The organism is Aliiglaciecola sp. M165, from assembly GCF_007197995.1.
GTDB lineage: Bacteria > Pseudomonadota > Gammaproteobacteria > Enterobacterales > Alteromonadaceae > Aliiglaciecola.
In genome coordinates, this window is the sequence record NZ_VKKH01000007.1 from 224115 (window position 1) to 250494 (window position 26380).

Annotated in this window: 21 protein-coding genes; 9 read left to right on the plus strand and 12 right to left on the minus strand. The window is 42.9% G+C overall.

From position 1 onward, the window contains the following. Positions 1-16: 16 nt before the first annotated feature. Complete coding sequence (locus FM019_RS15625; RefSeq protein WP_143836891.1) at positions 17-1816, minus strand: acyl-CoA dehydrogenase; 1800 nt, start codon at positions 1814-1816, stop codon at positions 17-19. A gap of 150 nt (positions 1817-1966) precedes the next feature. Here FM019_RS15625 and FM019_RS15630 point away from each other — a divergent pair, with 150 nt between their 5' ends. Together FM019_RS15630 and FM019_RS15635 are read left to right on the plus strand one after the other, a co-directional pair. Further along, positions 1967-2941: a GlxA family transcriptional regulator gene (locus FM019_RS15630; RefSeq protein ID WP_143836892.1), complete on the plus strand. Its 975-nt coding sequence runs from the start codon at positions 1967-1969 to the stop codon at positions 2939-2941. Between the two features lie 217 nt (positions 2942-3158). Further along, a complete protein-coding gene (locus tag FM019_RS15635) occupies positions 3159-5495 on the plus strand; it encodes a TonB-dependent receptor (protein ID WP_143836893.1) in 2337 nt (778 codons plus the stop codon). A gap of 312 nt (positions 5496-5807) precedes the next feature. Here FM019_RS15635 and FM019_RS15640 read toward each other — a convergent pair whose 3' ends face one another. From FM019_RS15640 to FM019_RS15650, 3 genes are all read right to left on the minus strand, one after another. Beyond that, complete coding sequence (locus FM019_RS15640; RefSeq protein ID WP_143836894.1) at positions 5808-6329, minus strand: hypothetical protein; 522 nt, start codon at positions 6327-6329, stop codon at positions 5808-5810. Positions 6330-6489: 160 nt separating this feature from the next. Beyond that, positions 6490-9654 carry an efflux RND transporter permease subunit gene (locus FM019_RS15645; RefSeq protein WP_143837028.1) on the minus strand — a complete coding sequence of 1055 codons (3165 nt, stop codon included), beginning with the start codon at positions 9652-9654 and terminating at the stop codon, positions 6490-6492. Beyond that, positions 9654-10871: an efflux RND transporter periplasmic adaptor subunit gene (locus FM019_RS15650; protein WP_143836895.1), complete on the minus strand. Its 1218-nt coding sequence runs from the start codon at positions 10869-10871 to the stop codon at positions 9654-9656. Before FM019_RS15650 ends, FM019_RS15645 begins: the two co-directional genes overlap by 1 nt. A gap of 481 nt (positions 10872-11352) precedes the next feature. On the opposite strand from FM019_RS15650, the gene FM019_RS15655 reads away from it, so the two are divergent. Further along, entirely contained in the window at positions 11353-11661 is a 309-nt protein-coding gene (locus FM019_RS15655; protein WP_143836896.1) for an isoamylase early set domain-containing protein, read from the plus strand. Positions 11662-11705: 44 nt separating this feature from the next. Here the strand turns inward: FM019_RS15655 and FM019_RS15660 are convergent, their stop codons facing one another. From FM019_RS15660 to FM019_RS15670, 3 genes are all read right to left on the minus strand, one after another. Continuing rightward, the gene (locus tag FM019_RS15660) at positions 11706-13679 is read right to left on the minus strand and encodes a beta-galactosidase (RefSeq protein ID WP_143836897.1); all 1974 of its coding nucleotides are present in this window, start codon (positions 13677-13679) and stop codon (positions 11706-11708) included. A gap of 175 nt (positions 13680-13854) precedes the next feature. After that, positions 13855-14781 (minus strand): electron transfer flavoprotein subunit alpha/FixB family protein, encoded by a 927-nt coding sequence (locus FM019_RS15665; RefSeq protein WP_143836898.1) that lies wholly within the window; start codon positions 14779-14781, stop codon positions 13855-13857. Continuing rightward, positions 14781-15530, minus strand: a complete 750-nt coding sequence (locus tag FM019_RS15670) for an electron transfer flavoprotein subunit beta/FixA family protein (protein ID WP_143836899.1) — start codon at positions 15528-15530, stop codon at positions 14781-14783. Before FM019_RS15670 ends, FM019_RS15665 begins: the two co-directional genes overlap by 1 nt. Positions 15531-15970: 440 nt before the next feature. On the opposite strand from FM019_RS15670, the gene FM019_RS15675 reads away from it, so the two are divergent. The 5 genes from FM019_RS15675 to fldA all read left to right on the plus strand — a co-directional run bounded on the left by FM019_RS15675 (position 15971) and on the right by fldA (position 19782). Further along, entirely contained in the window at positions 15971-17617 is a 1647-nt protein-coding gene (locus tag FM019_RS15675; protein ID WP_221934386.1) for an electron transfer flavoprotein-ubiquinone oxidoreductase, read from the plus strand. 123 nt (positions 17618-17740) lie between these two features. After that, positions 17741-18157, plus strand: coding sequence for an H-NS family nucleoid-associated regulatory protein (locus tag FM019_RS15680; protein ID WP_143836900.1), 417 nt, complete (start codon positions 17741-17743; stop codon positions 18155-18157). 11 nt (positions 18158-18168) lie between these two features. After that, positions 18169-18939: an alpha/beta fold hydrolase gene (locus FM019_RS15685; protein WP_143836901.1), complete on the plus strand. Its 771-nt coding sequence runs from the start codon at positions 18169-18171 to the stop codon at positions 18937-18939. Between the two features lie 68 nt (positions 18940-19007). Next, entirely contained in the window at positions 19008-19226 is a 219-nt protein-coding gene (locus tag FM019_RS15690) for a DUF2788 domain-containing protein (protein ID WP_143836902.1), read from the plus strand. Between the two features lie 31 nt (positions 19227-19257). After that, entirely contained in the window at positions 19258-19782 is a 525-nt protein-coding gene (gene fldA / locus FM019_RS15695; RefSeq protein WP_143836903.1) for a flavodoxin FldA, read from the plus strand. Between the two features lie 142 nt (positions 19783-19924). Here the strand turns inward: fldA and FM019_RS15700 are convergent, their stop codons facing one another. Then, positions 19925-21934, minus strand: a complete 2010-nt coding sequence (locus tag FM019_RS15700) for a methyl-accepting chemotaxis protein (protein WP_143836904.1) — start codon at positions 21932-21934, stop codon at positions 19925-19927. Between the two features lie 281 nt (positions 21935-22215). Here FM019_RS15700 and fur point away from each other — a divergent pair, with 281 nt between their 5' ends. Beyond that, positions 22216-22644 carry a ferric iron uptake transcriptional regulator gene (fur, locus tag FM019_RS15705; RefSeq protein WP_143836905.1) on the plus strand — a complete coding sequence of 143 codons (429 nt, stop codon included), beginning with the start codon at positions 22216-22218 and terminating at the stop codon, positions 22642-22644. A gap of 39 nt (positions 22645-22683) precedes the next feature. Here fur and alr read toward each other — a convergent pair whose 3' ends face one another. Genes alr through FM019_RS15725 form a run of 4 tightly spaced genes read right to left on the minus strand, consistent with a single transcriptional unit; the run spans position 22684 to position 26378 of the window. Further along, on the minus strand, positions 22684-23790 hold the full coding sequence (gene alr / locus FM019_RS15710; protein WP_143836906.1) for an alanine racemase: 1107 nt from the start codon (positions 23788-23790) through the stop codon (positions 22684-22686). Positions 23791-23824: 34 nt separating this feature from the next. Beyond that, positions 23825-24688, minus strand: coding sequence for an aminotransferase class IV (locus FM019_RS15715; RefSeq protein ID WP_143836907.1), 864 nt, complete (start codon positions 24686-24688; stop codon positions 23825-23827). Then, positions 24685-25659 (minus strand): biotin-dependent carboxyltransferase family protein, encoded by a 975-nt coding sequence (locus FM019_RS15720; protein WP_143836908.1) that lies wholly within the window; start codon positions 25657-25659, stop codon positions 24685-24687. The genes FM019_RS15715 and FM019_RS15720 overlap by 4 nt, the downstream gene beginning before the upstream one ends. Next, positions 25656-26378, minus strand: a complete 723-nt coding sequence (locus FM019_RS15725; protein WP_143836909.1) for a 5-oxoprolinase subunit B family protein — start codon at positions 26376-26378, stop codon at positions 25656-25658. Before FM019_RS15725 ends, FM019_RS15720 begins: the two co-directional genes overlap by 4 nt. Positions 26379-26380 lie beyond the last annotated feature (2 nt).

A 26380-nucleotide genomic window follows, 5' to 3' on the forward strand; every position in this document is an offset into this window, starting at 1 on the left:
TTCCTGTTTTTGTTTCTTAGAACCAATCTGCTTGCATATCACAGCAGCTGGCATCAAATTCATTTAACACATCTAAATCTCGTTGAATTAGCGGCAGCTCCCAATTTATATAGTATTTTGCCGCTTGAATTTTGCCTAAATAATAGTGCTTATCTGCGACTTCGCAATGTTGTAGCGCTTGCTCTGCGACATTGGCCTGTCTGATCCAAATCCAGCTCATGACAACACTGGAAAAAACGTTCATAAAGCATTGCGCATTGGCAAGAAGCACCATGACTTTTTCGTCCCGCATGGCATTACCCAGTTCAGGAATTAACGGTTGTAATTCCGCGAGATACTTTTGAGTCTTTTTAATTAGCTTTTGGCATTCAGGCCCTTTTGCATTGGAAAAGTCAGCCATGACTCTTGACAGTAATGTTTGCAGACCCGCCCCTTTGGCTTGCCAGAGTTTGCGCATTAACAAGTCGAGTGCTTGAATGCCATTAGTGCCTTCATGAATCGGATTCAAGCGATTATCTCGCCAACATTGCTCTACTGGATATTCTCTTGTATATCCCGCTCCTCCCAATACTTGGATCGCCAAATCATTCGCTTTAACACCAAATTCGGAAGGCCAGGCTTTAACCACAGGCGTTAAAAGATCCAATAACTCCTCCGTCATACGACGCTCGCTTTCATTCTCAAGGGTGTTGATATCGTCAACCAGTCGTGCCGCATAGAGACACAACGACATCGCGCCTTCTACATAAGACTTCTGTGCTAATAACATGCGTTTCACATCGCCATGATTGATAATGGCTGTGGCAGGATCGGTGGGTGAGTTTTTTGGAGGCACCCTACCCTGGGTGCGATCTTTGGCATAAGCTAACGAATACTGATAACCACTATACCCAATCATCGCCGCACCAAACCCAACACCAATTCGGGCTTCATTCATCATCAAAAACATATATTTGAGACCATGATGCTCTTCACCAACAAGGTAACCATGACAATCATCATTCTCACCAAAGCTCAAGGCCGTGGACGTGGTACCGCGGTATCCCATTTTGTGGATCAAGCCGGCCAAAGCCACATCATTGCTTTCACCAGGCTGGCCACTTTCATCCAAGCGGTATTTGGGGACAATAAACAATGAGATGCCTTTAACTCCAGCCGGCGCCCCATGAATTTTTGCCAACACCAAGTGTACAATGTTATTTGATAACTGATGTTCACCTGCTGAGATATACAATTTACTCCCTTTTAAACGGTAACTGCCGTCGTTGGCTTTTGTTGCACTTGTGCGAATATCAGCTAAGGATGAACCTGCGTGAGGCTCAGTTAGTGCCATGGTACCGGTAAATTCCCCGGTCAACATGCGCGGCATAAATTTTTCTTTTAAGCTTTCATCAGCGAAGTTTCGGATAACATTTGCCGCTGCAACTGTCAGAAAAGGATAACCAGCAGAAGAAGGGTTAGCAGCCATAAAGTAACCAGAGCATGCCATCATGATGGATTCGGGCAGCTGCATGCCTCCTTCTTCGAAATCATATCTTCCAGCCATAAAGCCAGCCTCGGAATAGGCGTCAAAGGCTTCTTTGACCTGCGGGATCATATGCACATTTTTACCATCAAACTTGGGTTCATCAGCATCTGCCAAAGCATTATGATTTGCGAATTTTTCCGTGGCGATTTTATTTGCCGTCTCAAGGATCGCATCAAAGGTTTCACGATTATGTTCTTCAAAACGGGAACGACTCAAAAGTGATTCGGTATCGAGCACCTCGTATAATTGGAAAGCTAGTTCTTTAGGGTGGATCAGTTCTTCATTCATAAATGTCGCTCATCAAACAATATGTGATTAGCATCCCATATTTACTGCCCCTGACTAATTGTCATTATTGACTTATTTATGGTCATTATCGCCACACATTCATGACTATGATAAAGTCGGACAAATAACGATGATACAGGTGTTGTAAATATGCATACCGTGACAATTTTAGGCTACGAACAAGCCTACGCCAGCGCAATTACTGGCGCACTGGATTTGTTTGCATTGGCTGGTGTTACCTGGCAAAGAATGCAAGGACACACACCGAAACAACGATTTTCTGTGCAGTTGGCATCAAAAGGCAAACGCGATATTGAATGTATTAATCAGCTCTGTTTAAAAAGCCAGGTCGCCATTGAAGACGTTTCACATACGGATATTTTAATTATCCCTACCATTGGCGGAAAGCTCGAAGAAGTGCTTGATAGCAACCGTCACCTTTTGCCCTTTATTAAATATTTTCATCAAAACAATGCCGACATAGCGAGCAATTGCAGTGGCGCGTTTTTTTTGGCAGAAGCTGGTATTTTAGATGGTAGGCGGGCCACGACCCATTGGGGCTATGCTGATACCTTTAAAAATCGCTATCCCAACATCAAGCTACAACCACAAAAGCTCATTACCCAAGATGACAACATATATTGTTCAGGGGGCGGCATGGCCTGGTTCGATTTGGCTTTGTTGCTGATCGAACGATATTGCGGCCATGATGTGGCGACGAATACTGCGAAGGCCCATGTGTTAGATTTATCTCGGGGAAACCAAGCGGCCTATGCACAAATCCGCAGTAAAAAGTACCATCAAGATGTTGATGTATTAAAGGCACAAGAGTGGCTTGAAAATCATTTTTCTGAACCTGTAACCTTAGATGCATTAGCAGGCCATGTCAGCCTGTCGACGCGCACTTTATTGCGACGTTTCAAAGCCTCGACACAGCAAACGCCAATTGCTTATTTACAATCTGTGCGTGTAGAAGCAGCAAAAAAGCTGCTTGAAACCGAATCTCATTCACTAGAGCACATTACTGCACTTGTTGGGTACGAAGACATTAGTTCTTTTACACGCCTGTTTAAAAGCATAACCGGTCTTTCGCCAAGTCAGTACCGAAAAAAGTTTATGCGATAACAGATTAACACTATGTTACGTATATATTGCGCGAAAAAGCACCGAAAACACGCTGAATAATTGCTTTTAGGCTTCAAAAGAACATAAACTCTCGTCATGAGTAGTTGCCTTGCTACTTTTAATCAAGACACACATAACTTGCACGTCACCGACACATCATTTTGAGGTGGACGTGCATATAAACACAACAATCTAGACCATTTAATTCGGTGACAATATGACATTACTAAAAAAAGCGACCTTGGCCCTTTGTGTCCAAGCTGCTTTAACGAGCCAGGTTACCTTTGCGCAAGATCAAGCATCTGAAGACGCAGATCGTGCACTTGAGCAAATAACGGTAACGGCACAAAAACGTACACAAAGCATTCAAGATGTTCCAATTTCCATTGCCACGTTAAATGGAGAGCGCTTTGAATCTATTTTCTCTGGCGGTGACGACATTCTAGCCTTGGCAGTTCGGGTTCCAGGTCTATATGCTGAATCATCTAATGGACGTGTTGCACCACGCTTTTATATTCGCGGTCTAGGCAATACGGATTTTGATTTGGCCGCCTCACAGCCCGTTTCGATTGTGATGGATGATGTTGTAAAAGAAAACGTTATTCTAAAGAGTTTCCCTTTATTTGACGTAGAGCAAGTGGAAGTTATCCGTGGCCCGCAAGGCACTCTGTTTGGACGTAACACCACAGCAGGTATCGTTAAGTTTGATTCAGTCAAACCTACTGATGATTTCGATGCTTACGTAAAACTTGGTGTAGGTAACCTTGGCACACTTAATTTTGAAGGCGCCGTTGGCGGTGCTTTAGGTGACAATGTTGCTGGGCGTTTTTCTGTTTTGTCTCAGGATCGTGATGACTGGATAGACAATGGGTTTACTGGTCAAGCCGATGCTATGGGTGGATTTGATGAAAAAGCATGGCGTGGTCAGTTGCTATTCACGCCTAGCGATGACTTCTCTGCGTTATTGAGTGTTCATGGACGTGAACTGGACGGCACCGCCTCAATTTTTCGGGCGAACGTTTTTACCCCTGGCAGTAACGATCTAAACGGCAACTTTGATCGTGACGTGGTGTATTACGACGGTGATATTGACGGTAACGGTGCTGACAATAACCCACAAGAATACGAAAACTATGGTGCTTCATTGAAAATGGAGTTTGGCTTAGAAGGTATGTCTTTGACCAGCATCACCGCCTTTGAACAAGCCGAAGGCTCTAGCTTGGGTGATATTGATGGTGGCGCAACAACTTCAGACTTGGATTATCCTGTTCCAACGGGAATCACTTCCGCAATTTTTGATCCCGGTTTTGGTGAAGTGCTTACCTTGCCTGGATTTATTCCTTTTGGCGCAGTCACTCAAGATAACCTTGATGATCTGGAACAATTCACCCAAGAGATTCGATTAGCCAGTGAAACTGACGATGCAATGAGTTGGCAGGTTGGCGCATTCTATTATGATTCATCGTTCAATGTGACCAGTATTGATGGGTTCTTCGGTGCAACCACGGTATTTCATGAGAATACAACCTGGGCTATCTTTGGTCAGACTTCATTTGATGTCAATGAAAGGCTAAATCTAACAGGTGGTCTGCGTTATACTTATGATGAAAAATCCTTACGCGTTGGTGATCAAAACGTAAACGGTTTTGCACTGGTAACTGGCGATGCCACTATTCAAGAATATGAAGACATCAATGTTGATGATGGACAAGTGAGTTGGGAGCTTAGTGCTAACTACAAAGTTGACCGAGATACGTCAGTATTCGCGCGCTTAGCAAACGGTTTCAGAGCACAAACGATCCAAGGGCGCGATGTAGCTTTTGAAGGCAACCCTTCTGTTGCTGAAGCAGAAACCATCAATTCAATTGAACTAGGTATGAAGCGCGACATGTTAGACGATACGTTTCGTATCAACGCAGCAGTCTTCTATTATCAAATCGACGACATCCAATTCTCTGCTATCGGCGGTGGTGCTAACAATACGGCACTAGTTAACGCTGACAAAGGTGTGGGTTATGGATTTGAAATTGACGCTCAGTATCTAGTTAATGATTATTTAACCCTTACTGCAGGTTACAGCTACAACAACACGGAAATCCAAGATGACTCTTTGACAGTACTGCCCTGTGGCGCAAATCCAGCATTTGGTTCGACAGGCAATTGTACCGTACTAGATCCTCGCCCTGATGGATTTAGAGCAACCATAGACGGAAATCCGTTCCCACAAGCACCAGAGACGATATTCACCTTTACTGCCCGTTATGCAACACCTGTTGGTGACAGTGGTGAATTCTTTATCTTTACAGACTGGGCGTTCCAGGGTGAAACCAATTTATTCTTGTATGATTCAGTTGAATTTAAAACTGATGACAACTACGAAGGTGGTTTACGTATCGGTTACGAAGATTACGAAAATAATTACTCCATTGCGTTATTTGGACGCAATATTACCGACGAAGAGAACGTTAAAGGTGCTATCGACTTTAACAACTTGACGGGTATTGTGAATCAACCTCGAATCTTTGGTATCGAAGCAAAAGTAAGCTTCTACTAAATAGGTGAGTTATTTTCTGCTAAGGCGACTTCGGTCGCCTTTTTTAATGCTTTTAACAGCACCTAATAGACTAAGCGAAAGTCATATTCGGAAACTAGTCCTAACACCATCACATTTGAATACTAAAAATGTTGATTTAGACCAGCGTTGTTGCAATTGGAATCGCTGGACTGGCTTTTGGCTTAGTTATATGTACTCGGGGAGTCGTGAGTTATAAATTTAGACTTCTAGCAAGTTAGTCGGACACTATTGATATAGTTCATGCATAAAAAATCCCGCTTGGGCGCGGGATTTTTTAATTTGGAAAAGACCTTAAACGTTGCGGCGTCTCATCGCCAATAAACCTGTCATGACAAGTAAGAGCGCAGGTACATTAGGGATAGGATTTGGCCCATTTGAGTTAACAAAATTCAACAAAACAAATGAACCTACACCCCAAGACGTATTGTTAAAATCTAACGTAAAAACTTCACCATCGAACCCCAGATCAGAATCATCCAATCCAGTGACTTGAGATATCACGTTAAATGAGACCTCATCAAATAATCCCGCTTGCAGTGTCAGAGTTAGAAACTCACCTGCTCCAGCGCCGAAACTACCGTTATTGATATTTTCAATTTGCAGAGAACTTGAAGTCAAATCAACCGCAAAGAAATCGTTGGCATTTAGTTGCAAGAAGAACTCAGCGACACCGTCCATCACCGTATTAGAACTAGTGTCACATGACCAAATGACAGAAGGCTCGATATCACAACCAGCATTTGTACCAATTAACGTAGCATTTGCACTCATTGACGCTAAAACTAAAACAATCGCACCAAATAACTTCTTCATAATTCTACTTCCCAAAACTACATTTAGACGAACTTACGCGAACTTATAAAACTTTTCAAGGTAAAGCAATATTTGTTCCCACTTTAAAATAACATTTTTATTCAATAAGTTAGAAACTTTCTTTATTCGAATCAATGAGCATTGTTAAGATTTTTGACACTTATTTACCAATAGAATTAGCCGTGGCAAACGTATCAGCATCCACGTTAGATGATTTCTTTTTGCTTCTAAACAATGACTTGAAGTCATCAAGAATCAAATACAATGAAGGCACTAGAAGCAAGGTAATTACTGTTGCAAACAAAATACCGAAGGCCAGAGATATTGCCATAGGGATCACGATTTGCGCTTGCAAACTTTTCTCAAGAACAATAGGTGTTAACCCCATAAAGGTCGTCAATGAAGTAAGCACTATGGCCCTGAAACGTTGACTGCCCGCTTGCACCACAGCATTGACCATTGAATGCCCTTCTGCTCTGGCACGATTGACAAAATCTACCAATATCAGGCTGTCATTCACCACCACCCCGGTCAGCGCAATGATCCCACAAATTGATAGCACACTCACTGCATGCCCAAGCAATAAATGACCTGCAATAGCGCCTACGATACCAAAAGGGATCACCGACATAATAATGAATGGTTGCGAATAGGATTTCAGCGGAACGGCCATCAGTGCGTAAATTGCAAACAGAGCAAATAAGAAACCTTGCGCCAAACTAATTAGTGCTTCACCCTGCTCTTTTGACGCTCCTTCAAGGCGAAACTCGACGCTGGGATAGCGCTGCAACAAATCAGGAATGAAGTTCTCTTGAACATTGACAGCCACTTCCTGGGGATCAATTTTGCTCTTATCTGCTTTTGCAGTTACGGTAATTGAACGATTGCCGCCGACTCTTACGATAGAACCATAGCCCTGAGCAAGTTGTATATCAGCAACTTCAGAAAACGGTATTTCCTGACCATCTGCAGTGCGAATACGCATATTCTCCAGATGACCAATCGAACTGCGCTCTTCCCTTGGGTATCGGATCATCACTTTGACTTCTTCGTCACCTCGCTGAATCCGTTGCGCTTCTGCCCCATAAAATCCGAAACGAACCTGAGTTGCCAGCGCATCTAACGTGAGGCCGAGGGCTTCAGCTTGGGGTTTAATATTTAGTTGTATTTCGTCACTGCCGCCACTGAAGGTGTCATTGACATCTGCAACACCTTCAAAGGTTTCCAAATGCAGTTTTAACTCACTCGTTGCAGCATTAAGTTCAGACAGGTTTTTACCACTAAATTCAAACGTCAAATCTGCACCGCCACCAGGACCCCCTGGGGAGCCGATATCGACTTTTTTCACACCGGGAATTTCTGGCATCGCGTCTCGCCAAGCCTGATGGATAGCAAAAGCGTCAATCTCACGTGTTTCACCTTTACTTAATTCAACAAACACCTGACCGCCTAAATTTCCCTGATCAAAGGCGATGGAGTGCTTAACCACTGTATCACCAGTTTCAAGCGATATCTTTTGGTCCATTTCATAAAGCGCTTGTACCATGGTTTCTATAGACTGGTCGCGCTGAACAATTGATGATCCGGGTTCCATTTCTATTGTCCCCATCATAAAGTCACTGGGAATATTGGGGAAAAATACGAATCGCACGATACCGCCCGCAAAAAGGCCGATGGTAATGATAAGAACACCTATGAAAGTGGCGAGTGTGGTGTATCGGTTGCGAATGACTTTTTCTAAAAACGGTACATATTTATTACTGATAAATCGCTTTATCCCTTCACTAAAAAAGTCACGGAATCGTTGCAATGCATTGGCTTTGCTCGGGTCGTATGGGCGGTCTTTCATGTGCGCCAAATGCGCTGGTAAAATCAACTTTGACTCGACCAAAGAAAAAATCAGGCAGATAATGACGACCCAACCAATGGTTTTCCATATCACCCCAAAGGTTCCAGGTACCATTAACATGGGTGTAAAGGCTGCAATGGTTGTCAGAACACCGAATGTCGCAGGCATAGCCACCCTTTTGACCCCGCGGATCACATTTTCAGTACTGTGTCCCTTTTTATCAATTTCCGAATAGGCTGACTCACCCATGATAATGGCATCGTCGACCACAATCCCTAGCACCAAAATAAAACCAAATAGACTTATCATATTGATTGAAATGCCAAACACTTCAGACTGCATGACAAGCAAAGCACCAAGGAAACAAACTGGCAGGCCAACCATTACCCAAGCCGCTAGGCGCAATTTTAAGAACAGCGACAGCACCAAAAATACTAGTATCGCTCCAAACAACATATTGCTAAGCATCATGTTTAGTCGATCAGCCAGGTAGAATGAACTATCGCCCCAGGTGTCAGCCTTTATGTTTCCGGGTAAATCACTGCGTTTAACATCGAGATAAGCATTGACGGTTTCAGAAATATTGAGCGCATTTTGATCACCCACCGCTTGAACACGAATATTGATCGCTGGCTTTCCGTCAAATCGAGCGTAACTGTTTTCTTCTACGAAACCATCTCTGACCGAGGCAATATCTCCCAACAACAATCGTGTGCCATCGTCTCGAGACAGTAAGACCAGGTTTTCAAAATCGTATGCGTTATAGGCCTGGCCTTTTGCACGAAGCAAAATATCACCGTTATCAGAACGAATTGAGCCGCCAGGTAAATCGATAGAGGAGCTGCGAACGGCGTTGACAAGTTCATTGAAGGTTAAATTATATTCTTGTAATTTAGCCTCAGAGATTTCGACCGATACTTCGTAGTCTCGATCACCAATAACCTGAACCGCAGACAATCCCGGTAAGTTGGCGATTTCATCACGCATATCTTTGGCGAATTCTTTAAGTTCTCTCTCCGACGCATCACCGTAGATGGACACCCACAACACATCTTGTGTGGCTTTTTGGCGATAAATAACCGGTTTTTCGGTATTTGCCGGAAAGCTGGGAATCGCATCGACCTGCACTTTCACCTCGTCTAACACGAGCTGAGCGTCGTACTCTTCTTCAACCTCGATGTTGACCCGAGCATTACCTTCAGTGGCTGTAGAGGTGATTTTTTTGATCCCTTCAATATTCTTAATGGCTTCTTCAATTTTGATTACAACACCTTCTTCCACTTCCTGTGGAGCTGCTCCCAAATAGGGAACTGTCACAATGACATTGTTGAAGGTAAAGTTTGGAAAAACTTGTTTGTGGATCACAAATGAAGCGAATATTCCGCCGAAAATCAGGATCCACATTAATAGATTTGCCGCGACGCTATTGCGTGCAAACCAGGCAATTAACCCTTTTTCAGTATCAATGGTTGACATCATTCACCTCCAGCACTGGCAATTGCTGTTTCTGGTTCATCTTCCTTATCGCGATCAGATTCGTCACCCTTTTCGCCAGGCAACCTTACTTTCATGCCATCGTATGGATTGGGTACCGCGCTAGTAACGACCAAATCGCCAACTTGGAGACCGGAACTAATATACACAAAGTCTTCATCTGCGCGTTGTACGCTGACTTTATTGATGCGTAAATTTCGCTGTTCATCTACAGTTAGAATCGTTCCATCTAAGCGCAAAACACTTCGTGGCAACAACACGATATTTTCGCCACGCTGTCCAATAATTTCAGCTTGCACAAAGCGTCCAAATTTAAGAGGAGTTCCAGAGGCGTCGGTTTCACGCAAATATGGATCAGAGATCTCTGCGACGGCATAAATAACCCGTCGTTGCTCATCCAAAACCCCTTCATCTCTAGATAAAACACCTGCCCATTGACTTTGTTGACCGGCAACATTGGCGGACAAGGTAACTTTAGGTGGTAATTGGCCCGCAGACGCCAATTCCATGAATGCTAGGTCATTATCGCTTAGAGGCATTCTCACTTCTGCTATTTTTGTTGAATACAGTGTGCCAAGATCAACGCCAGCGTTAACAAATTGCCCTAGGTCAACATTTTTTGATTTCACCAAACCGTCATAGGGTGCTCGAATGGAGGTACGCTCAAAATTGCGTTTTGCACGTTCGAGCTGAGCCTGAGCTGCACTTAAATTTGCTTGCTCTTTGGCTAATTGAGGTTTACGTAATCCTAATTCTGGTGCAACACTACCTTTCACACTTCGCCATTCTTGTTCCGCAACTTTGCCACGCGCAATTTCTTCATCTAGAGCAGCTTGAGCCCTTGCCAATTCAGCCTCTGCCAACTTTAACTCCGTCGAATAATCGTATTTTTCAAGTTGAACAAGGATGTCTCCTTTGTTGAACATGCCGCCTTCGATAAAGCGTTCGTTGACCCATTCAACTTTACCACTCACCTGAGCACTTAATCGGGTTTCAGTTTTAGGGCGCACTGTCCCTTGAGAACGCACAATGAAATTAATATCTTGCACTGACGCAGGTTCTACTTGAACAAGGAATGCAGATTCAACTGCTTCGTTTTTCTCTGGTGGTTTTTTACTCATTGCTAGGAGCATCATCACCACGACTGCAGAACCAATGATAGCGATAGGTAAAATAATCTTTGTTGCGCGACTGGCCATTAAAAGTCCTTACTTTTATGCATCTGATCAGAGAATTGGGTCTAGTGTACGAATTTATTAACGAATGAGCTGCTACCTTAGTGTTAACAAATGTTTCAATATCTTTATCCCCATAATAATAGCGTCATGAACGCTGCAAAAGAACCCCGTCGACGAGTAATCTAGATTGCAAGGTTTTTTGGCTAAGACCGTTTCATACGTATTCATTCCTCTACAAGACTACTATTTGCACAAGAATTGCAGCCGGAACAATATTGATTGCTTAATGTTAGCTATAATAGTTAATGCTGCGGTTTATAAGGGATCAATTGTGTGCAATCACAAATTACATTGATGTTTTTGCACGGATTTGGCGCATCGTGTATGTAGAAATAGTTTCATATTACTGTAATTTTATTTCATTATTATCGACACAAATTGATTAATTGCTGTACAATATGTGCATTATTGTAATTTTATTACCATTATGAAGGAGGAGCTTATGAGCTTCAAAAAGCAGTACTTAAAATCAAAACCTGTATGTAAAGTCACATTCAAATTGTCAAAAGAAGAGGCGAAAAACGCCGATTCAGTAAAGCTTGTCGGTGATTTCAACAACTGGGATGTTGAGGCATTACCGATGAAAAAGCTTAAAAATGGCACCTTTTCATCAACAGTTGAACTGAAGAAAGATTCAGAGTATCAGTTTCGCTATTTGCTGAATGATAATGAGTGGGAAAACGATTGGAACGCAGACGCTTATGTCACGTCTCCTGTTTCGTTTGACGAAAACTCTGTCGTTTCTGTTTAAGAAGCCAGAGTGTAAGGGAAGTGTATAACACTTCCCCGCTTTTTCTAGTGCTCCACTTTGGGGATTAACTTGTAGTCTACTGGCAATAACGCCATGCCCTTCCAGCTGGAACGTTGCTGATTAAAATTGACTACCAACTCGTGACTTCCGCAATCAGTTACTCTAACGCCATCTGGCATTTCTTCGATTTTTATCGACAATTGTTCGCATTGCTCTTTGATTATGGTTTTTATCAAACCTTTGCTTAGCGCTCCAATGGTAATTGTTTGTTTGTATTGGATTACTGCAGCCTGTCCATGCAGTGGACCCTGTCGATAGGAATACAGTACTTTGGCTGAATCAACGTCATAGGATTCACACCATAGACTCGCAGTAAAGCTACAATTTGAATCATCCTCTTCTTGAACATCTTGCTGCAAAGTTGGTCGCAGTGAATCAAAATTAATCAATTTTCCGCCAATTATTGGCGCGAGTTGTTCAAATTGTCCACGTTTTGCAGCTTTTCCATATTGATCTCTAAAATCAGTTCGTGGGCCAAAAATTAACGTTGTGTAGGGAGCGACATCCAGAACAGATTTTGCAGACTCGGGGGTTAACAATGTTAGTGCCGGACTGACAACCAAATCATATCGTTTATTTTTCAACTGAGTAGGATGAATAATATCAACGCTCACCCCTAATTCTCTTAACGCCCCATAAAACATCACAAATTGATACCAATAACTCAAATCTTGATTGTGCGGTTGATGGTTGTAACTCCATAAACTGTCATAGTCGTGTAGTACAGCAACACGACTATTTTGCGTATTTGTCGGAAATATTCCCGGATCGAAGGATTGAACTTCTTGATATCCCCGATCAGGCTGGCCATTTTGATGCAACAGGCCAGAATGCATGATTTCCTGAGCGTAATGGCTTGCACGGAACCGGAAATAGATCACGCCACTCGCACCGTGAGCCCAAGCTTGAGCACTCCATAATTTCACCGCACCTTGCGCGGGTATTGGATTATACTGTGCCCAATTAGCATGACCACATTGCTGCTCCATTACCCAAAATGATCTCTGATCGCACAATCCACGGTAAATGTCGTGATTAAGACTGACCAAATCCGGATGACCTGTTCGAGCATATTCTGTTTTCACGTCTTCGCTTTCCCAATCAGCAAAAAATTCAAGCATACCTATCGGATAGCTGTCCCATGAGACAAAATCAAGTGGCTTTGTGAGTTTATACAAATCACATTCAGCGGAAAAAATAACACAATTGTGGGTAATGAAATGCTCAGGACAAACGTCTCGCAAAATATCGATTTGAAGTTGCTGAAACTCCACTATCATGTCCGAGCAAAAACGCTGGTAGTCGAGTCGATGAGAGGGATTTGCTTGACGAACGGCAGTTAAATTTGGTGCTTTAATCTGTTCCCATGCAGAATAATCCTGACTCCAGAATGCATTTCCCCAAGCCTGGTTGAGCGCCTCTAAAGAGCCATATTTATGTTCTAACCATTGTGGAAAACGCTTTTCACTCGCGCCACCGTAAGACACAGTTGTACCTTCATGACCTAGTTCGTTGTCTGTTTGCCAACCTTTTACCGCAGGATGCGTTGCATAGCGGTTCGCCATTAGCGTTACGATCCGTCGACACTCTTGGCGGTATACTTCACTCGCATGGTCATAGTGACGGCGCGAACCAAACTTTTTAACTTGTCCGTTTTCATCAATAGGCAGAATATCAGGGTATTTACTGATCAACCAAGCAGGTGGCGTTGCGGTCGGTGTGCCCAACACTATGGAGAGTCCCTCTTTAGCGTAAACATCAATCGCTTTGTCTAACCAGGACCATTCAAAAGTGCCTTCACTGGGCTCTATTTTTGCCCACGCAAATTCAGCCAGTCTGACCCAAGTTAGGCCAAGCTTTCGCTGCTGTCTAGCGTGTTCGGCCCAATCGATTTCGTCGACATGCTCTGGGTAATCACACACGCCAAGACTAAATTGGGAAAAAGACCGCTGGTTCATGTTTTTAACTCACTATTAATGACAATGCACAATAATAATATAATACGATTTAATTGAGCAATGGATATTGCCAATTAACGCAGTGTTTTATAACTGTAGATGGGGAAACGTGTTATTACGAAAAAAGGCAGCCAAATGGCTGCCCTTATGCATTATTAATAGTCCTAACAATAAATTACAATGCTGCCTCAAGCTCTGGAAGCACATCAAACAAATCGCCTACCAGACCGTAGTCAGCAACTTGAAAAATAGGAGCCTCTTCATCTTTGTTGATCGCAACAATAATTTTTGAATCTTTCATTCCGGCAAGATGCTGTATTGCTCCTGAGATACCTACGGCAATATAGAGTTGTGGTGCAACAATTTTACCTGTTTGACCAACTTGCATATCATTAGGAACAAAACCTGCGTCAACCGCTGCTCTTGATGCGCCTATTGCGGCACCTAACTTATCAGCAATGCCTTCTAACAATGAGAAGTTTTCACCATTTTGCATGCCTCGGCCACCAGAGATAATCACTTCTGCTGCAGTGAGCTCAGGACGTTCTGATTCGGTTAGTTCAGCACCGACAAAGGAAGATCTTTCCGATGCCTTAACCACGTCCAACGCTACAACGTCCGCCGCCCCGGATTCATCCGCAGCGTCAAATGCTGATGCCCGTACGGTTAACACTTTCTTTGTGTCACTACTTTGCACTGTGGCAATTGCGTTACCCGCATATATCGGACGAACAAAGGTATCTTCGCTTTCAATTCCAATGACATCTGAGATTTGAGCAACGTCAAGCATCGCGGCTACTCTCGGCATGAAATTCTTGCCTGTTGTGGTTGCAGCCGCAGCAATGTGGCTGTAGTCTCCAGCAAGTTCAAGCACTAGTTCGGCGATATTTTCAGCCAACTGGTGTTCATATTCCGCCTTATCAGCAAGCAAAACTTTACTCACACCAGAAATTTTTGCGGTTTGATTAGCGATGTCGGCACAGTTAGAACCGGCAACTAGAACCACTACATCTGATGCAAGTTTACTTGCAGCGTGAACCAGTTTATGGGTTTCAGATTTAAGATGTTGATTATCGTGTTCTGCAAATACTAGTACTGACATTAGATCACCTTCGCTTCTGATTTTAATTTTTCGACCAACTCCGCCACATCCGCAACTTTAACACCGCCTTGGCGCTGTGCAGGCGGCTCTACTTTCAACACTTTGACATTTGACGCGAGCGCAACGCCGAAGCTTTGCGCGTCTTTCACATCAAGGGGCTTGCGTTTGGCTTTCATAATGTTCGGCAACGTCGCATAACGTGGTTCGTTCAAACGAAGATCGGTTGTCACAACAGCTGGTAAGGACAACTCGACGGTTTGCAATCCACCATCAATTTCTCGTGTCACTTTCACTTTATCACCGTCAACAACGACTTCCGATGCAAATGTGCCTTGAGGCAGTCCGGTCAGAGCAGCTAACATTTGCCCGGTTTGATTGTTATCAGAATCAATTGATTGCTTACCGAGAATAATGAGGCCTGGCTGTTCTTCTTCAACAACTTTGCTAAGCAGTTTAGCGATTTGAAGCGAATCTAGCGATTCGCTGGTATCGATTTGTATTCCACGGTCAGCCCCAAGTGCTAAAGCCGTGCGAATTTGTTCCTGACAGGCTTTATCGCCAATAGACACGACAACAATTTCTGATGCAACGCCCTTTTCTTTCAGGCGCACAGCTTCTTCCACTGCAATTTCACAAAATGGATTGATTGACATTTTAGTATTCGTCAAGTCAACCGCTGAATTGTCGGCCTTTACACGTACTTTTACGTTGTAATCTATGGCTCGTTTAACCGGCACTAGAATTTTCATGTTTACCTCTATCGGATTTAAGTGTCGAGTGTTTTCTAAAGCGCAGATTTACGCGCTTTTGTAGGGTGGCGTAAATTTACTGGCTGTTTACGTTAGCGTCAACTAAGGACATCATTTCGTTCGACCTGTTAGCGACAATAAAAGTCTACAGTCTTTACGACATAAAATCCGTTTGAGCTTACTTTTTTGTGTGGTAGTGTTATGAAAATACGACTTAGAATAGAGCCAAAAACAAGTAAACAATGACACTTGATTTTATATCTATCCTTATGAAATAAATAGATTTTCTTAACATTGCAATGATGGCCTATACATAATAAAAATTGGCATTATCATCTATATTAATAGTGAATATTGTGAGCCATGTTTTGTAACTTTCAGTGATAGTAGACAAATCATTTATTTCTTTAATTAATATATATCTATAAGGGGAGTTACCTGTGGAACGAGAATCGATGGAGTTTGATGTAGTTATTGTCGGCGCTGGTCCAGCGGGCCTATCGGCTGCTTGCAAAATTATGCAACTTGCTCAACAAAATGAACAAGAACTAATGGTTTGTGTTGTTGAAAAAGGCTCTGAGGTCGGTGCTCATATTTTATCTGGTGCTGTGCTAGATCCTGTTGCAATGAATGAGCTGTTCCCTGATTGGAAAGATAAAGGCGCGCCCTTAAACACTGCGGTCACTGAAGACCATATTTACTACTTAAACAGTGAAACAGGGGCGAAAAAGTTGCCCAATTTCATGACGCCTAAAACGATGCACAACCAAGGCAATTACATAGTCAGCATGGGCAATGTCTGTCGCTGGTTGGCGGAGCAAGCCGAACAGCTTGGTGTTGAAGTATTTCCTGGTTTTGCAGCATCGGAAGTCATTTATAATGATGACGGCAGCGTAGGTGGCGTCATCACAGGTGATATGGGTATTGCCGAAAATGGTGATCACAAAGACAGTTACATGCCTGGAATGGAATTGCGTGCCAAGTACACCGTTTTTGCTGAGGGCTGTCGTGGACATTTAGGCAAGCAACTGATTAGCAAATTCAATTTGGATGAAGGTAAATCACCTCAACACTACGGAATTGGTTTTAAAGAGATTTGGGATATAGATCCTGAAAAACATCAAGAAGGTTTAGTCGTTCATACTGCAGGATGGCCACTTAGCGATGCCAGCGGTGGTTCTTATCTCTATCATGCAGAAAATAATCAGGTACTTGTCGGGATCATCATTGACCTAGACTATAAAAACCCTCACTTAAGCCCTTTTGATGAGTTTCAGCGGGTCAAACAACACCCAGTTTTGAAGCAATATTTGGAAGGCGGCAAACGGGTTTCTTATGGTGCCAGAGCAATTGCAAAAGGTGGTCTCAATTCACTTCCCAAGATGACCTTTGCTGGCGGCTTATTGATAGGATGCGATGCAGGAACATTAAATTTTGCCAAGATTAAAGGTAATCATACGGCGATGAAATCAGGAATGATGGCTGCGCAGAGCATTGTTGATGCATTAAAAGATAACCAAGCGCACACAGAATTAACGGATTACACAGAAAAATTTGAACAATCTTGGTTGCACGAAGAGTTAGTTAAATCACGGAATTTTGGGCCCGCGATGCACAAATTTGGTACTTTCTGGGGCGGTGCTTACAACACCTTTGAGCAAAATATTTTAGGTGGCCGCAGTTTTATGAATTTACGTGACGAATCAACGGATCACGAAAGCCTTGGTTTGGCATCAGAATATAACAAGATTGACTACCCTAAACCGGATGGCGTCATCAGTTTCGATAAGTTGTCTTCGGTGTTTTTGTCAAACACCAACCATGAAGAAGATCAACCTTGTCACCTTACGCTCAAGGATGCATCCGTACCAATTGAAATAAACTTACCTAAATATGATGAGGCAGCTCAACGCTACTGCCCTGCAGGAGTTTACGAAATTGTTGAGAGTGAACAAGGCGAAAAACGCTTACAAATCAACGCGCAAAACTGCGTACATTGTAAAACCTGTGACATTAAAGACCCTACTCAAAACATTGTGTGGGTTGTGCCTGAAGGAGCTGGCGGGCCCAATTACCCCAATATGTAAAAGGTCAATTTGCACGGCAAATTCTAAAATGACGTTTAACCGAATATAGGACTTGCCACTTGTCCATCTTGACTAAAAAATAGGACTCTAGGTGATTCAGTGACTTAATGGGGCGTATAAAAAATGGAAAACTTTCTGAATGTTTTGTGCCACGGGCGCAAATTGCAATCTGCCACTAAAAGCCTATCAGATGAGCAACTGCTCAATGTGATAGCGAAACTAGAAAACATCATCAACAAGCGGGTTGAGAAAAGACTGGCTGAGCAAAAAGCTGAACAAGAAAAGCGTCTCAAAATTCAGCAGATATACCAGCAAATGGAAGAGGCTGGCCTAGATATCAGTGATTTTCAATCGCCAGATAGCCAGCATATGTCACCTAAAAATCGTCAAAAACGCAGAGTTAAATACCTGTATTTGGATAATGCTGGCGAGCAAATAAAATGGAGTGGTGTTGGAAAAATGCCTAGGGTTTTTGCCGATGCAATCGCCCGCGGTCATGACATTGACGATTTCCGCGTTGATCAACATGACACTCAGTAAGTACGCTTAAAATGAGTGAGATACATTACCATCTAACGGAACAAAGCCCTCAGAAACCCTATATCGTGTTAATGCATGGCTTGTTTGGCAGTCTAGATAACCTAAGCATGGTCAGGAAAGGGTTAAACGAACACTTCAACGTTTTAAGTATTGATCTTCCGGATCACGGCAGTTCGGCATTTTCCGAGCGTTTCAGTTTTGTCGACTATGCAAACAAAATTGTTCAGCTTTTAGGCCTATTAGAAATAGAATCCAGTCATATCCTTGGCCACTCTTTAGGCGGCAAAGTCGCAATGAAAATCGCGCTGTTATACCCTCAGGTGGTTGACAGTTTGATCATTGCTGATATCGCACCTGTTGCTTACACACCAAGACATCAAAATGTTTTTCGCGCACTTAATGCAGTTGATCTTCTAGCGATCTCCTCTCGTAGAGAGGCGGATATCATTATGTCTGAATATCTTAAAGAGCCAGGAGTCAGTCAATTTTTACTCAAAAGCTTGTATCAAGAGGAAGACGTTTGGCGTTGGCGATTTAATTTAAAAATGTTGCAACGGGATTATCACGAACTGTCTGCAGCAATTGTTAGTGATTCTGATTACACCAAACCAGTGTTATTTATAAAAGGCGGGCAATCAGACTATATTGCCGCTGAGCACCGAGAAACCATTACACAGTTATTTCCAAATAGTCAGGCAAAAATCATAGGGTCGGCGGGCCATTGGTTGCATGCAGAAAAACCACAGATCTTTAATCGGCTTGTGATCGAATTTTTGCGATAGGTCAATCCTTTCTCTTGTGCAGAGATTTATGCTATATTCTGCGCGTTTTTTTAGGAGTCACGCAAACCATGTTAAGTGAGTACTATGAACAAATCGAAGCTATTGTACTTAATCTTACACTGGTTGGTTTGTTTGCATTGATGGGATTTGCAATCCACGATGTGCTGAAAAAGAATGACGTTCCTCTCGTTGGCAGAGCAGTAGTGTATTTAGTGTTGTTCCTAGGCGCTGCAGGTTTTTTGGCCAAAGGTATCATTCAAGTATTTTGGCAAAGCAGTGGCGTTTAGGCCGCACAGATTTAAATAAAGGAAATTGAGAATGGCAAGCGTTGGTTTATTTTTTGGCAGCGACACGGGTAACACTGAGCATGTCGCAAAGATGATCCAAAAAGAATTGGGAAAAAACCTGATTGATGTGCATGATATTGCCAAAAGTAGCAAAGAGGAGATCGCCGAATTTGATTTGTTATTGTTTGGCATCCCAACTTGGTATTATGGTGAAGCCCAATGTGACTGGGATGATTTTTTCCCTGAATTAGAAGAGATCGATTTCACTGATAAACTAGTAGCCATCTTTGGTTGTGGCGATCAGGAAGATTATGCGGAATATTTTCTTGATGCGATGGGCATGGTCAGAGATATTGTCGAGGCTCGAGGTGCAATTTTAGTTGGTCAATGGTCAACAGATGGCTACGATTTTGAAGCCTCCAAAGGTATGGCCGATGATGACCATTTTGTTGGCCTGGGTATCGATGAAGATCGTCAACCGGAGCTAACTGAACAGCGTGTAAAAGATTGGTGTAAGCAGATCAATGAAGAGCTTTGCTTATCTGAATTAGCCTAGTCTTCTTCTCCCATGATGTCCCAATTTTGGGACATCAGCGTTCTTCTTTTATTCGGCTCCTAATAAGAGTCTCTCAGAACCTAAAATCGAAAGCCCATTTCCAATTGCCCATTATTTATTAAAAACAACCTGATTCGTTCGATTACAGCTTAAATCTCGACACTGCTTTTTTCATTTCACTCATCAATCCGTCTAACTCTTGAGTCGCCTGTGTAGACGCATGAGTTGTGTTAGCACTTTGTTCAGCAAGCTCAACAATGCTCGACAGGTTGTTTGCAACATTTTCAAAAAGTGAATCTTGTTCTAGCGTGACACTGACAATTTCCTGATTCATTGTTCGTAATTCATCAATGGTTTGGCCAATTTGTTTGACTTGATCATTAACGATCTGAATTTGCTCTTCACTTTGCTGAGCATATTCACTTCCCACGCCAATTGCTTTCACAGCCTCCTCAGCATCATCCTGTAACGTAGCGATCATGCTTTCGATTTCTTCAGTCGAGTTATGGGTACGATTCGCTAAGGTGCGCACTTCATCAGCTACTACCGCGAATCCCCTTCCCTGCTCACCTGCTCTGGCCGCTTCTATCGCCGCATTAAGCGCTAACAAATTGGTTTGTTCGGCAATGGTTTTAATCACATCCAAAATTCCACCAATCTTTTTACTGTTTTCCTCTAAACGGTGAATAATATCTGAAGATTGGGTGGCTTGCTGGGCCTGTTCGGATATCTGTTGATGCGTTTTTGCGACCAACGAGCTTACAGCTTGACTCTGCTCACCGATGTTCTGTAATTTTTCCATGCCCATTTGAATTTGAGCAGTGTTGTGTGTACTTGCCTGGCGGATAGAATTGGTGTCATTGGCGGCAACGCTAACTTGTTCTTTTTGCTGTTCTACTTGAGTTAACGTTTGACTGCCTAACCGGGCACTTGATTCGGTCGCTTTTTCCAGTGCGGCTTCCTGATCATGAATTTGACTCACCACAGAATGAAGACTTTTGGTTAGTTGGTTGACATTTTCTGCCAAAACGGCAAATTCATCATCATTGGTTGAATAAGCTTTGTGTGTCAAATCGCCTTGACTGATTATCGATAAACTTCGGTTGATACGACCGACAGGCTTCGCGATACTGTTGGCAGCAAGAAAACCTAATACGATCGCTATAGCTACGGCGAATAGCGCTAGCAATACACCTTTGAGTATGTTCGATTCTACCGTATCAATGATTGCATTTTGACCAACAAGCGTGTCTTCATTAACTGACGAAAAAACGCTAAAGAAGTTATCGATTGCAACGTTGACATGGCCTTCAGCCTTTTCATTAAGTTCACTTGCTTGAATAATCAGTTCAATTTTTTGTGATTGCAGGGCAAAAAGACCATTGTCCTGACTGAAGCTTTGATTCATTAACCTATACTGTTCGTTGAACGAATCTACGTAACCATCGGTATCTATGGTTTCGGCCAGTCGGTTGATATAATCCAAATCAACTTGGATATTGCTTAAGGTAAACTCAATATCGCCTTTAATGGTCTCGCTCAATTCAGGATCGGAAACATTCACATATTCTTTAATCGAGTTAATGATAGTGGTGATTTTGTTATCGACATTCAGACCTGAACCGATTAGCGTCTCGAGATTGGGATCATCACTTTCTAAAAAAGATAGGTCCATCATCAATGCACTCGACTCATCAGCAATCGCTAACAGCTCTTCTGCTTTACGCGCAATTTGTGAATCTAGTTCAAGTTGGGACACTCTAGCCGCATACATCTGATCTGATAGGTCAATATATTGCAAAGACTCATCTTTACCAGACTCGAAGGCAGTTTTATTTTGGCTAATAATCTGTGCTAAGCCATTCAAATCATCTTTATATTGTGCCGATAAAGTTTCGAATTCTTGTTTATTTTCAAGCAGCCCATTCAGATCCGATTTGAAGTAACCACTGGTGGATAGTTTTGCCAGGCTGAGGATACCGGTTTGAACCTTTAACATTTGAGCTTGAACTGGCATTTTTTGTTCTACAACAGAATTAGCTGAATCTTTAATCTCGGCCAAGCCGAAATAAGACACGATATTCGTCGCAATAATGATACAGCCAAACAACGCGAATCCGGCAATAATCCGCCCAACGACATTGAGATTCATGATTTTTCCCAAAATTATTCTACACCTTGTATCGTCAGAGTTGCAGAAATGTTAAGTGTATGATGTTAATTACATAATTTGAGTATAGGGCAAATTGATAACATAGGAAATACGTGCCCTGCGAGAAAGGTCCAATCAGTTGTCGAGTGTTTATAAATAGTCCAATTTACGCACACTTTTCCATCAATCGTAATATTCTTTATCAGGTTTCGCGCTCTATTTCTTTTAAATTTGTTTTACTTCCCTATAATGAAGCGACTTATCTCTCCTTAGACGTAGCAATGGATCAAAACAAAGAACTAAAAAAAGCCGGTTTAAAAGTGACACTGCCAAGACTTAAGATCCTTGAAGTGTTGCAAGAACCAGAAAATCAACACATTAGTGCAGAAGATGTGTATAAGTTACTGATTGAACAAGGTGAAGATATAGGTCTGGCAACCGTATATCGAGTACTAAACCAATTTGATGATGCAGGAATACTCAACCGACATCACTTTGAGGGTGGTAAATCAGTTTTCGAGATCAGTCATAAAAAACACCATGACCACCTGGTATGTTTAAAGTGCGGTAAGGTGATCGAGTTTGAAGACCCAATTATTGAGAGACGTCAAGACGAAGTGGCTGCACAGAACAACATGAAGCTAACACACCATAGCCTTTATCTTTATGGTGAATGTACCGACCAAAATTGTGACGAAGAACCTGAATAAATAACTTTAGGGTGGGCATAGCGTTGTGCTCACCCGCATTCAATTGTTGTGATTAATGATTTTCCGACGTGTGCGCTTCGGCATTCTCGTGACCAGTTCATAGCCAATTGTATCAGCCCAACGGGCGACTTCATTTGCCGACAACTGATTCCCCCAGAGTTCCACCTCACTATTCACCTGAATATTATCCAGACCCGTTACATCCACAGTGATCATGTCCATAGACACTCTTCCACAGAGCTTACCACGCTGCCCATTGACGATGACTGGAGTACCAGATTTGGCGTTTCGAGGATAACCATCTCCGTAGCCCACTGCGACAGTCGCGATCGTTGATGGCTTTTGCGCTTGCCAAGTATTGCCGTAACCGACTGTCTCACCCGGGTTTATTTTTCTTAGCGCGATAACTTGAGATTGAAAAGTCATAACTGGCTGTAAGGTTTCACACTCAGGCACTTTATTCTCAAATGGAGACAGACCGTACAGCATGATCCCAGGTCTGTCCCAATCAGCTCTAGCTTCAGGCCACCCGCTAATAGCAGCCGAATTTCCAATGCTTCTTGAGACAGGCTTACCTGCACCTTTTTCGATAGCTTGATGGCATTGGTTGAATCGTTGAAGTTGTTTGTTAGTAAAGCCGTCATCGAGTTCGTCTGCCACTGACATATGTGTCATCAATACAATATCAGATACCGAAACGTTACTATTTAGGTAGTCAAATGCGGTGATTGCCTGTTCATAATCAAACCCTAGTCGATGCATTCCTGTGTCAACTTTTAGCCACGTCACCACATGTTGGTTTGAGGTCAATTGGTTGAGCATAACAAGCTGCTCTTGGTTATGCATAACCACATGAAAACCCTGACTGCACGCAGTCTGCAGCTCATCTGCGCTGAAACATCCCTCTAACAGCAATACCGGTAACCGAATTCCGTCAGCGCGCAACTCCATCGCTTCATCTAAACTGGAAACAGCGAACATTGCCACGGTGTTTTGCAATGCACGGGCTATTTCAATCGCACCATGACCATAAGCATCGGCTTTAATAACAGCTACGGTCTTACTCGATGGCGATAGCGAATGGGCTAATTGACAGTTGTGCTGCAATGCAGAGATATCGATAAGAATCTGGGTTGGACGACTCATATAGGGTTTAATCTAGCTCCGATGGATAACAAAATTAGTAATCAAATTTGTATTGGTTAAATACAGCAAGCGCTCGTTTACAGACATTGCCAATTTTACCATCACCAATGCGAACATCATCAATTTGCAAAATGGGCATCACTTCCCTTGACGAACTTGTCAACCAAACTTCTTGCGCACGTTTGACTTCGTCAATCGAAATATCTCGTTCGGTGACTTGAAAATCAGTTTTGTCATGCAAAATATCAATTAACATCGCGCGGGTAATTCCGGGAAGAATTTGATGATCTAACCGCGGCGTAATGATGTGATTATTATCGACAACAAACACATTGCATGAAGCAGCTTCAGTTAACATATGTTGTTCATTGTACAACAGAGTTTCGTCCTTTTGTTTATTTTGTCCATGTTGGAAGTGCATCACATTACCCAGCAGTGAAGTGGATTTAATATGACAATTTCGCCATCTTTGGTCCATTTGTGTGACAACTTTACAGCCAAAATCGTCCAATTCATTACTGTCCAAAGGCTTTCGAAGCACAGAACACATCGCAAAAACCGTCGGCTTTACGTTTTTTGGAAAAGCATGATGGCGTTTGTTGTCTGCCCCCCTACTCACCTGAATGTAAACCCCTAGATCGCCCCCACCATTTTTATTGATCAGATCATCAATCAGTTTTTGCCAGTCACGGAGCATAAATTGGACTTGTATGCTAATTGCTTCCAGCCCATTGATCAGCCTTTGAATATGCCGATCGCGACCAATAGGTTTGCCGTCGTGAACAGGAATAAACTCATAGATCCCATCTCCAAAGAGAAACCCTCGATCCAAAGGAGAAATAACGGCTTGGTGAACAGGAAGTAACTCCCCGTTTAAATAGGCGGTGTCCTTGATCATGATAAATACTCTGCTTTGCGCCTGTTTGCTTCACATTCACTATACAGGCGCTGCGTTGCGACGTGTTTTAAGTTAAGTTTATTATGCGCCAGCTGGAAATCAATCGGATTAAATTGGACTTCACTTCCAGCACAGGCTTGAGCCAACAAATCAGACGCATGTGACGTAACACTGCCTAATTTAGGATAACCACCAACAGTTTGCCTATCCGCCAACATCACAATAGGTAGACCATCAGGTGGTATTTGTAACGCCCCTTTTGCAATGCCCTCAGACAAAATTGGATCACTAGGACTTAGAATAGGCGATCCGGCAAACCTAGCGGCCATGCGACTGGAGTTTGGCGTTAACGTGTAGTTGTTGCTAAAAAACTGTTGGCGTCCACTGGGTTTAAACTTATCAAACTGATATCCCATTACAAGATCGATGCACAACGACTTGTGTGCTTGAATTATTGCCTGTTTAGGCGCATGTAATGCCCAAGGGAATTGTTTGCACTTATATGCCAATTTTTCGCTAACACTAACGGCACTGCCGTCACCACGCTGTCCTCCTAGTCCGTCTCGGGTCACCGCTGTGGCACTTCCAAAAATAGGCTCAACGGTCAATCCGCCGCACACCGCAATATAATGCCTTATGCCAAGAGCACTATTTTGTATTTGTAGCCTATCACCACTTTTAATCTGAAAATTTTGCCAGCTCGGGTGAATGGCATGATTCAATCTAATCTCAGAGGTTCCACCCGTTATAGCGATCGTGCAATCGTCAGAGAAAGTAAATTGAGCCCCGTCACCAACTACTTCGATACATGGCAATATATCGTCGTTGCCCACCAATTTATTTGCCCAATGGCAACTATAATGATCGGCAGGGCCACCAGCACTGATGCCAATATTTTGAAAACCCAAACGCTCTTTATCTACAACCAAGCTCAATAAGCCCGGATGATCGACCGTCATGAACGAACTCATGTTCCACCCTTAGCCAACAACATTTGATATTGCTTTTGGTCAATCTCTTCAAATTTCACTTTGTCCCCAACATTTAGTCGTGTGGGTGGAGATGAATCACGATCAAATAACTCATACGGGCACAACCCCAAAATATTCCAGCCTCCAGGAGATTCATTTGGGTAGATTGCAGTCTGCCTATCTGCAATGGCGACAGCTCCTTTTGGTACTTTCTTACGAGGCGTGTTTAAGCGAGGCATTGCGATGGAAAGGTCGGTTTCTCCCATGTAAGCAAAACCCGGCGCAAACCCACAGCAATACACTTGATAAACTTCTGCGGTGTGTCGCGCAATAACCTCATCAACACTAATACTGTGATGTTTTGCAACCCGGGCAAGATCGTTGTTCACTGGAGCTCGATACCAAACCGGAAGGATTTTGATCTGTCCTGGAGCCGTTTCCGAGGATTTTGGAAAGGACCGTGCATGTGCAGATATCTTGGTGTTGTCTAAAAGCAGATCAACTGCTTGCTTCAGCGCGAAAAAGTCAATCTGTAATGGATCTATCTGCACTAGCAAAGAGTCGTAGGCCAAAACGGTATCGATCAACCAAAGCTCGTTTTTCTCCAACAGTATTTCATTGATGAGTCTGATCTGTTCATTACGCTGCGCCAAGGAGCCCTGCCGTGCATATAGAATAATGGAATTCTCAGAAGCAACACACCATTCAAAAGCACCCATCA